This window comes from Fontimonas sp. SYSU GA230001 (genome assembly GCF_040066175.1).
Classification (GTDB): domain Bacteria; phylum Pseudomonadota; class Gammaproteobacteria; order Nevskiales; family Nevskiaceae; genus Solimonas.
The window spans coordinates 19,791-32,600 of sequence record NZ_JBEAAM010000026.1 but is presented as its reverse complement, the minus strand read 5'-3'; the positions used below and the strand labels follow the sequence as shown (position 1 = coordinate 32,600).

Annotated in this window: 11 protein-coding genes; 5 read left to right on the top strand and 6 right to left on the bottom strand. The window is 69.7% G+C overall.

The window, feature by feature from the left end; all coding sequences use genetic code 11:
• Positions 1–73: 73 nt before the first annotated feature.
• The 3 genes from AAG565_RS13120 to AAG565_RS13110 form a co-directional block, all read right to left on the bottom strand.
• A complete protein-coding gene (locus tag AAG565_RS13120) occupies positions 74–1,006 on the bottom strand; it encodes a hypothetical protein (protein WP_348820064.1) in 933 nt (310 codons plus the stop codon).
• Positions 1,006–2,646: a CocE/NonD family hydrolase gene (locus AAG565_RS13115; RefSeq protein ID WP_348820063.1), complete on the bottom strand. Its 1,641-nt coding sequence runs from the start codon at positions 2,644–2,646 to the stop codon at positions 1,006–1,008. Before AAG565_RS13115 ends, AAG565_RS13120 begins: the two co-directional genes overlap by 1 nt.
• A gap of 118 nt (positions 2,647–2,764) precedes the next feature.
• On the bottom strand, positions 2,765–3,115 hold the full coding sequence (locus AAG565_RS13110; RefSeq protein WP_348820062.1) for a helix-turn-helix domain-containing protein: 351 nt from the start codon (positions 3,113–3,115) through the stop codon (positions 2,765–2,767).
• Positions 3,116–3,234: 119 nt separating this feature from the next.
• On the opposite strand from AAG565_RS13110, the gene AAG565_RS13105 reads away from it, so the two are divergent.
• Positions 3,235–3,732, top strand: a complete 498-nt coding sequence (locus AAG565_RS13105; protein WP_348820061.1) for a cytochrome P460 family protein — start codon at positions 3,235–3,237, stop codon at positions 3,730–3,732.
• 13 nt (positions 3,733–3,745) lie between these two features.
• Here AAG565_RS13105 and AAG565_RS13100 read toward each other — a convergent pair whose 3' ends face one another.
• The 3 genes from AAG565_RS13100 to AAG565_RS13090 all read right to left on the bottom strand — a co-directional run bounded on the left by AAG565_RS13100 (position 3,746) and on the right by AAG565_RS13090 (position 9,766).
• Positions 3,746–4,594 carry an HDOD domain-containing protein gene (locus AAG565_RS13100; protein ID WP_348820060.1) on the bottom strand — a complete coding sequence of 283 codons (849 nt, stop codon included), beginning with the start codon at positions 4,592–4,594 and terminating at the stop codon, positions 3,746–3,748.
• A gap of 60 nt (positions 4,595–4,654) precedes the next feature.
• Entirely contained in the window at positions 4,655–6,472 is a 1,818-nt protein-coding gene (locus AAG565_RS13095) for an acyl-CoA dehydrogenase C-terminal domain-containing protein (RefSeq protein ID WP_348820059.1), read from the bottom strand.
• Between the two features lie 105 nt (positions 6,473–6,577).
• Positions 6,578–9,766, bottom strand: coding sequence for an EAL domain-containing protein (locus AAG565_RS13090; protein ID WP_348820058.1), 3,189 nt, complete (start codon positions 9,764–9,766; stop codon positions 6,578–6,580).
• Positions 9,767–9,944: 178 nt separating this feature from the next.
• Between AAG565_RS13090 and AAG565_RS13085 the strand changes: the two genes are divergently transcribed.
• The 4 genes from AAG565_RS13085 (at position 9,945) to AAG565_RS13070 (ending at position 12,789) form a co-directional block, all read left to right on the top strand.
• The gene (locus tag AAG565_RS13085; protein ID WP_348820057.1) at positions 9,945–10,394 is read left to right on the top strand and encodes a gamma-glutamylcyclotransferase family protein; all 450 of its coding nucleotides are present in this window, start codon (positions 9,945–9,947) and stop codon (positions 10,392–10,394) included.
• Positions 10,395–10,413: 19 nt separating this feature from the next.
• Positions 10,414–11,427 carry an AraC family transcriptional regulator gene (locus AAG565_RS13080; RefSeq protein WP_348820055.1) on the top strand — a complete coding sequence of 338 codons (1,014 nt, stop codon included), beginning with the start codon at positions 10,414–10,416 and terminating at the stop codon, positions 11,425–11,427.
• A gap of 112 nt (positions 11,428–11,539) precedes the next feature.
• Complete coding sequence (locus AAG565_RS13075; RefSeq protein ID WP_348820054.1) at positions 11,540–11,767, top strand: hypothetical protein; 228 nt, start codon at positions 11,540–11,542, stop codon at positions 11,765–11,767.
• Complete coding sequence (locus AAG565_RS13070; RefSeq protein ID WP_348820053.1) at positions 11,764–12,789, top strand: hypothetical protein; 1,026 nt, start codon at positions 11,764–11,766, stop codon at positions 12,787–12,789. Before AAG565_RS13075 ends, AAG565_RS13070 begins: the two co-directional genes overlap by 4 nt.
• Positions 12,790–12,810 lie beyond the last annotated feature (21 nt).

Genomic DNA, 12,810 nt, shown 5'->3' with positions numbered 1-12,810 from the left:
GTGCGTGCCACCGGCAGTGACACCGGCCGCTGGCAACGCTAGTGCAGTGTAGCCGCACTGGCGTTGACCTGGATCAGCGGCGCGCGTGCACCCACAGCCCGCGGCCGGTGTAGCGCTCGGTGACGAGGACCGCAGGCGGGTCGAACCATGCCGCCGGCGCGACGGCCAGCGCCGACGGCTGGCGGTACGACAACGGGTCGGTCTGTTGCAGCAGGCCGCCGTCGAGACCGATCTGGAACAGGCGGTTGTTCTGCCAGTCGGTCACCAGCAGCGTGTCGCCGGCCAGTTCGAGGTCGTCCATGATGCCGCGGGTGTGCAGGCGCTCGACGGCGCCGGCGCTGCCATCGGCGCGGATCTCGATGCGCGCAACGTCGCCGGCGGCGCGCGTCGGGTCGAAGAGCGTCGTGTAGAGCGCGCGATCGCGGATCGCCAGACCGTTCGGGTAGTCGGGCCAGGTCAGCAGCCAGCCGTCCTGGGCGCGCACGACGCGCGGATCGGCCGCATCCAGCGTCAGGCGCACGATCTGCGGCTGCACCGCGATCGGCCCGTCGGTGACGAACAGGGTGTCGTCGGGCCCGACGGCCAGCCCATTGGGCAGGGTCATGCCGGTGAGCGTGTGGATGCTCTGCGGCACCGGCACGTCGGCGTCCGCGGCGAAGACCGTCAGCGCCGCGGCGCCGGATGTGTCCGGACACAGCGCGTAGATCAGCGCGCCGCGCTGCACGATGCCGCTGCAGCCGCCGGAGGCCAGCGTCGTCGCGCGATAGCCGCCGTCCGCGTCGCGGCGGATTTCATACAGGCCCTGCTGGCCGGTGACGAACACGCGGCCCGCGTCGGTGACGACGATGTTCTCCAGGTCCGGCAGATCGACGAGCTGACGCGGGCTGCCGCACTGCGAGTCGAGGCACAGCGCGCGCGTATCGTCGCCGGACGCCAGAGGTTCGTGGCGGGCGTCACCGCAGGCGCACAGCAGGGCCAGCAGTAGCAGCGTGGTGGCGCGGCGCATCAGCGGCTCGCGTGGCCGGCCGCCGCGAAGATCGGCAGGCGCACCGTCCCCTCGACCGTGACCGCGTTGGCGACGAAGTTGAGCGGCTGGCCGGCGGGCTCGAACTCGACGAAGTCGCCGTAGATCAGCAGGCCGACGCGGTCGCCCGGCTGCAGCCGCTCGGCGACGCCGCGCAGCGCCTCGTCGTCGTGCGTGCGGTCGCTGCGCAGCGGCTGCACCTGGTAATCGACCGGGAACGGCGGCGTGTCGCCGCGCTGGATGCCGATGGCCACGAAGGCCGTGCCGATCGTCCCGGGCACATCGCTGCGCACGCTCAGCGTCGCCGTCGGCACGCCGGCCAGCACCTGACCGCTGCCGGCGATGGGCTCGGCCAGCGGCACGAACACCGGCCCGGTGCCGGCACCGACGTTGCCGTCCAGCCCGGTGACCGAGGTCGGCGGCACCGTCAGCACGACCGCGCCGCCGACCGGCACGGCGTCGAGGTCGATGCCCTCGGCGTCGTCGAGCGACAGGCACACGCGCGGCAGGCCGTCGAGCGCCGCGGCATGGCCGCGCAGTTTCGCGTCCATGAAGGCGTGGATCGCCGCGATCGTGTCGTGCGCACCGCAGGCGATGCTGCCCAGTGCCGCGTTGGTACTGAACGGCGCCGGCAGGATGTGACCGTGCTGGTGCGTCAACAGGCGCACGTCGCCGCCCAGCTCCGACAGGAAGGCGAAGCCCGACGCCGCGTGATCGAGCGAAAACAGCGTGTCGCGCTGGCCTTGCACGAACAGCGCGTGCACCGGCGGCATCCGGTACGGATCGGCGGGATCGCGGTGGCGGCGTTCGAAGGCGGCTAGGCTGTGCTCGCGGAAGTAGGCGGTGATGGCGGCGCCGGACAGGACCACGTCCTCGCCGTAGCGCGTCGTCGGCAGATCGGCGCCTTCCTCGCAGGCGGTCTGCACCACCGCGTCCATGCGCCGCTGGTCGGTCTTGGCGACCAGGCACAGGCCGGCGAGCCAGCCCTTGGCCAGCACGCCGCCCGGTTGCAGTGCGTCGTTGAGGTCGTACCAGGTTACGCTCGGCGTGATCGCATCGACGCGCGCATCGCGCGCCGCCAGCAGCAGCTGGAAACCGCCGCCGTAGCTGCCACCGATCGTGCCGACCAGAGGGTCACCGCCGGCATCGGTGGCGAGATCGAGATTCGCCTGCGCCCAGTCGAGAATCGCCATCGCATCGACGGTCTCGTATTCCGGGTCCATGACCCGCACCGCGCCACCGGAGTCGGCGATGCCGCGTTCGTCGAAGCTGATCACCGCGTAGCCGGCGTCCCAGAACGACTTGACCTGCAGATCGACGACGCGCGAGTACAGCGTCGAGGTGTCCGCGTTCTGGTTGTTGGTCTGGGCGTCGGACGCATCGATGCGATTGCCGCCCCAGCCATGGCTGTGCAGGATCAGCGGATACTTCTCGCCCGGCCGGTGCGCGGGCACGAACACCGTCGCGGCGATCGCGGTGGTCGCGCCGCCGAGCAGGTTGTCGGGCGCCGGCGAAGTCACCGTGACATCCAGCGCCTGAGCCGGCACTGGCGTCGGCTGCGGCCCGCTGCCGGACGGCCGCGAACTGCCCTCGCAGCCGGCCAGCAGGAGCGAGATGAGCACGAACAAGCGAGCCGCGCTGGCCCGCGTAGGCAGCAGATTCAGCATGGGGCGATGATATACGGACAGGGGTATATTTAAGGATGCTGCCGCGGCACCGTCAATACGACGCATTCCCCGGTCAACGCAACGACGGACCGTCTTCCCGCCCCGCCTGCAGCGCGGCGATGCGGTCGAGCACATCGACGAACCGCAGCCCGAAGTCGGTGAGGCGGTACTCCACGCGCGGCGGAACCTCGGCATAGACCGTCCTCGACAGCACGCCGAAACGCAGCAGCTTGCGCAGACGCTCGTTGAGGACCTTGGTGCGCAGACCGGTGATCGACCGCTCGATCTCGCCGGGCCGGCCGATGCCACGGCGCACGCAGTCGAGCACCGACAGCGTCCATTTGCAGCCGACCACGTCTTCGATCATGCGTGCCACCGGCACCGGTCCGGCGCCGCGGTCACCGTCTTCTCCGGCAGCGCTCACCGCCCTCTCCAATGCTCACCAGAAAGTGCGTATCCCACTGAATGGTGCGTACTTTTCAGTGCGCACCCGGCGCAGTAGCTTGGCAGGGCCGGGGTCGGTCCGGCAATCGGAGGTCCGCCATGAGAACGATCTTCGCGGTACTGGGTCTCGCCTTCGGTCTGAGCGCGCTGGCCAGCGACGCCGCCCCCGCGGCGTTTCCGGAAGTCCCCTACCCGTCCGGCTACCGCGACTGGCGGCACGTCAAGACCATGCTCATCGAGGACGGCCATCCGCTGTATGCCTCGTTCGGCGGCATCCATCACCTGTATGCCAATCCCAAGGCCATGAAGGGCTATGCCGGCGGCCGCTTCCCCGACGGCGCGGTCATCGTCTTCGACCTGCTCGACGCGCAGGCCGGTGGCAACGCGATCACCGAAGGCGCACGCAAGATCGTCGGCGTGATGCACAAGGACTCGAAGAAGTACGCCGCGACCGGCGGCTGGGGCTTCGAGGGTTTTGCCGGCGGCGACCCGCAGAAGCGCGCGGTCGGCGCCGCGGCGGCCAGCGCCTGTTTCGACTGCCACGCCGCGCAGAAGGCGCACGACTACGTGTTCAGCACGCCGCGCGGCGGCGAATGAGCGGTGCCGCGTCTCAGCTGGTCAGCGCCGCGAGCAGCGCGTCGTAGTCGGCGGCGAAGTCCGGCTGTCCGAGCAGATCGAGCGCCGGGTCCAGACCCAACGCGGCACAGGCCGGCACGCGGCTGCGATCGACGCTGGCGTTGACCCCCTCGTAATGGACGTCGAGCGCGAGGATCGCGACATTGACCAGATCGAGATAGTCGGCCGCGCCGGCATGGCTGCGCTCGAAGAAGCCGTACTTCTCGGGGATCTCGACCAGCGCGGGCGCGAACCCCCAGCTCGCCAGCACCATCTTGCCGGCCTGCCGGCCGAGACGGTCGAGGACGTGGTCGATCGCCTGGGTCGAGCGCAGCAGCTCCGGCTCGTTCTCCAACAGGCGCAGCAGCGGCAGCACGCCGATCTGGTGGATCAGGCCGGCGAGCAGCGCCACTTCCGGTTCGAGCCTGCGCAGGCGCACGGACAGTAGCTGGGCGACGGCGGCGACTTCGAGACTGCGCGCCCAGACGCCACGCAGCCGTGCCTGCAGCACCGAGGACTGCGACGCGAACAGCTGCTTGAGCGCCAGCGCGCGCACCAGGTTGCGCGTCGCGGCCAGGCCGATGCGGGTGATCGCGGATCGCAGGTCGGTGACCGCCTGCGTGCCACGGTAGGCGGCGTTGTTGGCCATGCGCACGACCTGCGCGGTCAGGGCCGGATCCTTGCGCAGCTCGTTGGCGAGCTGGCGCGAATCGACGTCGTCCCGGCGCATCAGCGCGTCGATGCGCAGGGCGATGTCGGGCAGGCTCGGCAGCAGCAGCTTGTTGCCGGACAGCTCGTCCCACAGATTGCTCAGCAACTGCTCGGAAACCCCGACTTCGGCCATGGCCGCCCCGTGACTGGATCGTGCGCGCCGATTCTATCGCCCGCGCCGGGGCGCCGCGCGCTACTCGAACGCGAACGCGTCCACTTCCAGCTTCATCAGCGACTTGCTCGGCTTGACCATCGACGTCGCGTGCCCCTTGGCGCGCGGCAGCAGGTGATCGAAGTAGAAACGCGCGGTGGCGAGCTTGGCCTTGTAGAACTCCGGCTTCTCCGCGCCGCCCTGCGCGAGTTTCTGGCTTGCGACCGCCGCTTGCAGCGCCCAGAAATAGGCCATCGTCACGTAACCCGAGTACATCAGGAAGTGATGGCTGGCGGCGCTGACCGAGTCACGGTCCTTGCGTGCGGCGAGCATGATGCGCATCGTCAGCACGTTCCACTCGGCCGCGTAACGCGCCAGGTCGGTCGCGTAGCGGCGCAGCTTGGCGTTGCGCATGTGCTCCATCGCGAACTTGGCGATCATGCCGGTGAACTCGCGCACCGCCTTGCCGCGCGTGAGCACCAGCACCTTGCGGCCGAGCAGGTCCAGCGCCTGGATGCCGGTCGTGCCTTCGTAGAGCGTGGCGATGCGCGCGTCGCGCGCGATCTGCTCCATGCCGTGTTCCTTGATATAGCCATGACCGCCGAACACCTGCATGCCGAGATTCGCCGCCTCCAGGCCCATTTCGGTCAGGAAGCCCTTGAGGATCGGCGTCAGGAAGCCGAGCTTGTCGTCCCACAGCTTGTACTTCTTGTCGTCGTTCTCGAGGATGCCGTTGACCATGTGGTCGGCGTACTGCGCGGCGAAGTAGATCATCGCGCGTCCGCCCTCGGCGACCGCCTTCTGCGTCAGCAGCATGCGGCGCACGTCGGCGTGGTGGATGATCGCATCGGCGACCTTGTCCGGTTCCTTCTTGCCGGACAGCGCGCGCATCGAGCGGCGCTCCTTGGCGTAGGCCAGCGCACCCTGGAACGACGCTTCGGCGTGGCAGACACCCTGCACCGCCGTGCCGATGCGCGCCGAGTTCATGAAGGTGAACATCGCTTCGAGACCCTTGTTCGGCTCGGCGATCATGTAGCCGGTGGCCGCCTCGAAGTTGAGCACCGCGGTGGCCGAGGCCTTGATGCCCATCTTGTGCTCGATCGAGCTGCAGACGACGCGGTTGCGTTCGCCGAGCGAGCCGTCGGCGTTGACCTTGATCTTGGGCACGATGAACAGCGAGATGCCCTTGGTACCCGGCGGCGCGTCCGGCAGGCGCGCGAGCACGATGTGGATGATGTTCTCGGTGAGATCGTGCTCGCCGGCGGAGATGAAGATCTTGGTGCCGGTGATCGCGTAGCTGCCGTCGGCCTGCGGCTCGGCCTTGGTCTTGACCTGGCCCAGGTCGGTGCCGCACTGCGGCTCGGTCAGGCACATCGTGCCGGACCAGCGGCCCTCGACCAGCGGCGGCATGTACAGCGCCTTCTGCGCCGCATCGCCATGCTGCATGATCGTGTTCATCGCGCCCAGGCTCAGGCCCGGGTACATGTTGAACGACCAGTTGGCACTGCCCAGCATCTCGGTCTTGACCACGCCCAGCGACATCGGCATGCCCTGGCCGCCGTACTCGGTCGGGTGCGACAGCCCCTGCCAGCCGCCGGCGGCGAACTGCGCGTAGGCCTCCTTGAAACCCTTTGGCGTGGTCACTTCACCGTTGCCGAAGTGACAGCCCTCCTCGTCACCGGACAGGTTCAGCGGCGACAGCACTTCCTCGCAGAACTTCGCGCACTCGTCGAGGATCGCACTGACGGTGTCCGGGTCGGCGTCCTTGCCGTTCGACAGTGCGGCGTAGTGCGCCGGGAAATCGAACACTTCGTTGAGCAGGAAGCGCATGTCGCGCAGGGGAGCTTTGTAGGCCGGCATCGGAGTCTCGCTTCGGTATTCGGGGGTATCGGCAGTCTGCGCAAAGGTTTCGTCCGCGGCATTGGCCGCACGGAGCCGGTGCCGCGTCAGCCCGGTAAGTCGGGCTCAGTGCAGCAGGTCGGCGGGACCGGGCAGCTCGCGCGCCGCGGCCGGCGGCCCGCGCCGCGCGCCGGCGCCGGCTTCCAGCCGGCGCACGACCGCAAGGAATTCGGCGGCGGGAACGCCCGGGCTGAACAGGAAGCCCTGCGCCTCGTCGCAGCCGCGGCCGCGCAGGTAGTCCAGCTGCGCGACCGTCTCGACGCCCTCGGCGACGACCGACAGGCCCATCGAGTGGCCCATCGCGATCACCGCGTTGATCACCGCGGCATCGGCCGAGTCGCTGCCCAGGTCGCGCACGAAACTGCGGTCCACCTTGAGCCGGTCGATCGGGAACTTGGAGATGTACGCGAGGCTGGAGTAACCGGTGCCGAAGTCGTCGATCGCCACGCCGACCCCGAGTCCGCGCAGCCGCCCCAGGGTTTCCGCGGCATCGACCGGGTCGCGCACCAGCACGCGCTCGGTGATCTCGACGGTCAGCTGCGCGGGCGGAAAGCCGGTTTCTTCGAGCGTGCTTCGGATCAGATCGACGAGATCCTGGTTGTGGAACTGGTGCGGAGAGATGTTCACCGCCAGATTGATCGGGCGCCCCAGCACGGTGCCGATCTGGCGCGCCTGCCGGCACGCCGACAGCAGCAGATCTTCGCCGATCTGCGCGATCAGGCCGGTGTCCTCGGCGATCGGCACGAACACGTCGGGGGCGACGAAGCTGCCGTCGTCGCGCTGCCAGCGCAGCAGCGCCTCCATGCCCTCGACGCGGCCACTGCCGAGCCGGACCAGTGGCTGGAAGAACACCTGCAGGCGCTTCTCCGCGATCGCGCGGCGCAGCGCGCTTTCCAGATGCAGCTTTTCCTCGCTCAGACGCAGCATGTCGAAGGAGAACACGCTGAAGCCGTTGCGACCGTGTTCCTTGGCGTGGTACATCGCCGTGTCGGCGTTCTTCAGCAGGGTCATCGAATCCTTGCCGTCCTGCGGGTAGATGCAGACGCCGACGCTGGGCGTCACGTGCAGTTCGTGATTGCCGACGCGCACCGGCTTGGCGATGACATCGACCACCGTGCGCGCGACGCGGATCGCGTCCTCGGCGCCGCCCAGGTCCGGCAGCACGATCACGAACTCGTCGCCACCCATGCGCGCGACGGTGTCCGCCTCGCGCACGCAGCTGCGCAGCCGCGCGGTCATCTGCACCAGCAGGTCGTCGCCCACGTGATGACCGAGCGAATCGTTGATGCGCTTGAAATGGTCCAGATCGACCATGATCACGCCGACGCTGCGGCCGCTGCGGCGCGCCTGCGCGATGGCGACGTCGAGGCGATCCTTGAACAACACGCGGTTGGGCAGCTCGGTCAGCGCGTCGTGGTGCGCCAGATGGCGGATGTAGTCCTCGGCGCGCTTGCGCTCGGTGATGTCGTAGGCGATGGCCAGATAGCCGGACAGCGCACCGTCGTCGGCGCGCAGCGCGGTGACGACCTGGTTGACCAGCACGCGACTGCCGTCCTTGCGGATGTAGGTGGCCTCGCGCTCATCGACGAAACCGCGCCGCGCGCGGTGGAGCAGGGCATCGACCGGCGTCTGCGCCGTGTCGCTCCCCGCCGCGGGCACCTCGCGGTCGGCCGAGGCGTGCGAGACCTCGACGAACACGCGCAGCGTCGCGTGGCCGACCAGCTCGTCGCGGCGGTACCAGAGCATGCGCTCCGCCGCCGGGTTCATTTCGGTGATCACGCCGGCCGGATCGGTGGCGACGATGGCGAACGGCGCGTGGTCGAGGATGGATTCCCGCAGCGCGCTCGCCTGCGCGAGCAGTGCCTCGACGCGGCGGCGCTCGCTGATGTCGCGCACCGACACCACACTGGCGCGACGATCACTGTCGTCCTGCAGCGGGCTGATCGACAGCTCGACCGGGAACCGTTCGCCCTGTGCGGTACAGGCCACGCGCTCGGTCCGATGGCCAGCGACCGGCGGTGACCCGGAGGCATCGACCAGCTGCGGGTAGTCCGGGATCAGCCGGTCGATCTCGACGCCGCGCAGCAGGCTCTCCTCGGCACCGAAGGCGCGCTCGGCCGCCGGATTGGCGGACCGCACCCGGCCTGCGGCATCGACGGTCAACACGCCATCGGCGACGCTGTCGAGGATCGCCTGCTGGGTCCGCTGCGCCTCGCGGTAGGCCGCGGTCATGCGGCCGGCCAGCGCGTGCGCCCGTTCGCGGCCGCTGGCGAGTCCCCAGAGCAGCAGCGCCAGAAGGCCGCTGATGGTGCAGCCGGCGACCAGGACCGTCGCGGCGCGGCCCGGCGGGGTGACGAACAGCGGCGTCGGCCACACCTGCAGAATCCAGCGGCGCCCGCCGAAGGTCAGCGGAATCTTCAGCTCGCTTCCGGTCCATCCCGCGGCCCGCGTCCCCGCCTCGGCGGACCGGTACAGCAGCCGCCCGGGTTCGGCATCGGACTCGTCGTAGATGCGCAATCCGACATCCCGGAACGAATCGCGCAGCACGCCGGTGACGAGATCGTTCATGCGCAGCGGGCTGTACACGAAGCCGCGCAGGCGCGCGCGGCGCTCCTCGACGCTGCGCGGCAGGACGCTGCCGTCGTAGACCGGGAAATACAGCAGCACGCCATTCTGCAGATCGACGTTGGTTTCCTGGACCAGGATCACCTTGCCGGACAGTGCCGCCTCGCCGCTGTCACGCGCCCGGTCCATCGCCACGCGCCGCGTCGGATCGGAGTACATGTCGTAGCCGAAGGCGCGGCGATTGCGCTCGTTGAACGGTTCGAGGTACTGGATCGCGGTATAGACCGGCCGCGATCCGTCCGGCCGCACGGCGTAGTCGGGAAATCCCTCGGCGCGGACGGCGGCGACGTGCGCGGCCACGCGATCGGGCGTCAGCCAGGCGGCATAACCCAGACCCAGCGTGCCGGGATAGTTGCGCTCGATGTCCATGCGCTCGACGTACAGGCGCCAGGCTTCGCGGCTGACATCCGGCTCGACCGCGAACAAGGCCGCCCCCGCGCGCAGGGTCTGCTCGTAGCGACCAAAGCGCCTTTCCAGGTAGGTCGCGGCCTCCTGCGCACGCGCCTCGAAATCGCGGCGCGCCTGCTGCCGCTCGCCTTCGGCGACGATCCGGTACACCACCAGCGTCGCCAGCAGGCCCAGCGCCAGCGCAGCCAGTCCGACCCACGAACTCCTTAGAATCTTCCTCATGCAGTCGTTTCCAGGCCGCCCAGATACGCGCTCCAGCCCGCCACGCCGCCAGCCTGCCGCAGCCGATGCCGGCGGCCGGCACTCCGCCGACGGATGGTCGGACGGGGTGGTGCCTGTGGCAGGCCGGACAATCACCGCAACCGAGCTGGGCCGGCGCGCTGCGCCTACCCCTGCGGCCGTGACCCACCCGGTCCGCGTGTTCGTGTATGGCAGCCTGCTGGTCGCAGCGGTGCTGCGGGCGGTGCTGCGGCGACCGGCAGCGCTGCAGGCGGCGCGGCTGGACGGTTACGCGCGGCGCGCGCTGCGCGGCTCGACCTTCCCCGGTGTCGTGCGGCGCAGCGGCGGCATCACCGAGGGCGCGCTCGCGCTGCTGTCGGTGCGTGAACTGCGGCGCCTGGACCGCTTCGAGGACGATCATTACCGGCGTCGCCCGGTGCGGGTCACGCTCGCCGACGGCCGCCGGATCACTGCACAGACCTACGTGCTGGAGCGCCGCAGCCGGAGCCTGCTCGCCCGCCGCGACTGGTCGCCGAGCCGTCTGGCCGGCGGCGGCGCAGCGCGCCTGGTCCGGGCGGCGCGCGCCGTGACCGCGGCCGGTCAATCCGGCAAACTAGCCTGGGGACTATAACGAGAACATCCGACCATCCATGCGCGATTCCGGACAGTTTCTACTCGTCGTGCACGAGGCGATGGCCAAGGCCGGCGTCGATCTCAATGCCGTCTACAGCCGTCTGGGTTACGACGCCGAGAAACTGCCGCTCAAGGAACTGCGCACCCCGCACCAGCAGCAGGCCCTGTTCTGGCAGGTCGTCGAGGGCGTCACCGGCGATCCCGATATCGGCCTGCACCTGTGTCCGCACCTGCCGGTGTTCCGCGGCGAGGTGCTCGAATACCTGATGTTCAGCAGCCCGACCTTCGGCGAGGGCATCCAGCGCGCGCTCAAGTACATCCGCCTGGTCAGCGACGCGCTGTCCGTGCGCCTGGTGCACGACGCCGCCGGCGCGCGCATCTGCGTGGTCGGCAGCACGCTCGATGCGCCGCAGCTGCGCCACACCGAGATCTGCGTGGTCTATGAGCTGATCCAGTTCGCGCGCACGGTGACCGACCGCAACTACGCGCCGCTGCGCGTCAAGCTGCGCTGCAGTCCGCGCAGCCCGGTCGCCGAATACGAGAAGGTGTTCGGCTGCCCGGTCGAGTTCGGCGGCGCCGAGAGCGAGATCTGGTTCAACCCCAAGCTGCTGGAGTTCCGTTCGCCGCGCTGGGATCCCGACCTGCTGCAACTGCACGAGGAACTGGCGGCCAAGCGCCTGTCCGACCTGCACCGCCGCGACCTCGTCGAACGCATCCGCAAGGTGCTGTCGCAGCGCCTGGAGCTCGAATCCTGCGACCTGGACGAAGTCGCCCGGGAAGTCGGCCTGCCGCCGCGGCGGCTGCGCTTCGAACTGGCGCGCGCCGGCACCAGCTTCAGCCAGATCGTCACCGACTTCCGCTACGCGCTGGCGCGCCGGCTGCTGACCCGCACCGACGAGTCGATCGACAACATCGTCTATCTGACCGGATTCTCCGAACCGAGCACCTTTTACCGCGCGTTCAAGCGCTGGTCGGGGATGACGCCGGTGCAGTACCGCGAGAAGCACCGCACCGTACCGCCTGCAGCCTAGACAGGCCTGCTGGCGTCACGGTCAATGCGCCCGGTCCGCGTCACCCGATACGCTGCGACCAGACGTCCGGCGGACCGCAGGTGCCGCAACGGGTGCATTCGGGGAGACATCGATGGCGCAGGCGCAGGACCCGTACCAGGCATTGCTCGCGGAGCTGGGCGGTGATCCGCTGCCCGGCCTCGACCGGCTCGAACCCGCCGAACTGCAGGCGCTGACCGCGGCGCTGCGCAAGGCACGCCGGCGCCAGCAGGACTTGCTGGCCGGCGCCCTCGAAGGAGCGCTGTCGCACGTGCCGCTGCTGCTGCGCGGCCCGGTGCGCAAGATCCTGGTTCCGTCATGACGACCCTGGCGCATCAGGCCGAGACGCTCAAGCTGGCGCGGCTGCTGCACACCGCACCGGAGCAGCTGGACTTTGTCGGCAGGCTCGACGCGGCCGAGGTCCGCGCCCTGCGCGAACGCGCCACCGCCGCCCTGTTCGACGGCGACCGTCACCTGTTCCACCGCGTCGCCGCGGCGACCAAGCTGCTGCCGGCGCCGATCGCGGCGCTGATCGCCGAGAAGGCGCTGGGCCCGCTGCTGTGCGCGCGTGTGGCCGGTCTGCTGCCGCCCGAGCGTGCCGTGGACATCGCCAAGCGCCTGCATACCCGCTTCCTCGCCGACGTCTGCCTGGAACTGGACCCGCGCCACGTGCGCGAGCTGATCGCGCAGATGCCGGTCAAGCGCATCGTCGAAGTCGCCCACGAGCTCGCCGCGCGGCGCGAATACATCACGATGGCACGCTTCGTCGATGTGCTGCCCGAAGCCGCGATGCGTGCGACGCTGGACGCGCTGCAGGACGACGAAACCCTGCTGCGCATCGGTTTCTTCGTCGAGAATCCGGCGCAGCTCAGCGCGGTGATCCAGATGCTGTCCGAACACCGCCTCAGCCGCCTGATCCGGGTGTCGGTCGAAGGTGCCGCCGAGCTGTGGGGCGAGGCGCTGGCCCTGATCAACGCGATCGACGCCCCGCAGCGGCGCCTGATGGCCGGCCTGGCCGCGGCCCTCGACGCGCCGGTGCTGGAACGCATGATCGGGCTGACCCACGAAGCCGAATTGTGGACGGCCCTGCTGCCGGTGGTCGCGGAGATGGACGACGCCGCGCGCGCACGGCTGACGCGCCTGCAGTCCCTCAACGAGGATGCCGTGCTCGCCGCGATGCTGCGGGCGGTCGATGCAGCGAATCTGTGGCCGCAGCTGCTGCCGCTGGTGTCGCGCATGGACGCGACGCTGCAGCAGCGCGCGGTTCGCGTCGCCGAGCAGCAGGACGCAGCCCTTTTGCAGCGGCTGGACCAGGCGCTGCGCCGCCTGGCTGCAGGTGCGTGACATCGCCATCGTGCGGTGTCA

What these genes read in the sequence shown, in the direction of transcription:
- AAG565_RS13080 (WP_348820055.1), top strand. Translation starts at nt 10,414, where the DNA reads ATGCGCGATTCCGGACAGTTTCTACTCGTCGTGCACGAGGCGATGGCC.
- AAG565_RS13070 (WP_348820053.1), top strand. Translation starts at nt 11,764, where the DNA reads ATGACGACCCTGGCGCATCAGGCCGAGACGCTCAAGCTGGCGCGGCTG.
- AAG565_RS13105 (WP_348820061.1), top strand. Translation starts at nt 3,235, where the DNA reads ATGAGAACGATCTTCGCGGTACTGGGTCTCGCCTTCGGTCTGAGCGCG.
- AAG565_RS13095 (WP_348820059.1), bottom strand. Translation starts at nt 6,472, where the DNA reads ATGCCGGCCTACAAAGCTCCCCTGCGCGACATGCGCTTCCTGCTCAAC.
- AAG565_RS13100 (WP_348820060.1), bottom strand. Translation starts at nt 4,594, where the DNA reads ATGGCCGAAGTCGGGGTTTCCGAGCAGTTGCTGAGCAATCTGTGGGAC.
- AAG565_RS13090 (WP_348820058.1), bottom strand. Translation starts at nt 9,766, where the DNA reads ATGAGGAAGATTCTAAGGAGTTCGTGGGTCGGACTGGCTGCGCTGGCG.
- AAG565_RS13075 (WP_348820054.1), top strand. Translation starts at nt 11,540, where the DNA reads ATGGCGCAGGCGCAGGACCCGTACCAGGCATTGCTCGCGGAGCTGGGC.
- AAG565_RS13120 (WP_348820064.1), bottom strand. Translation starts at nt 1,006, where the DNA reads ATGCGCCGCGCCACCACGCTGCTACTGCTGGCCCTGCTGTGCGCCTGC.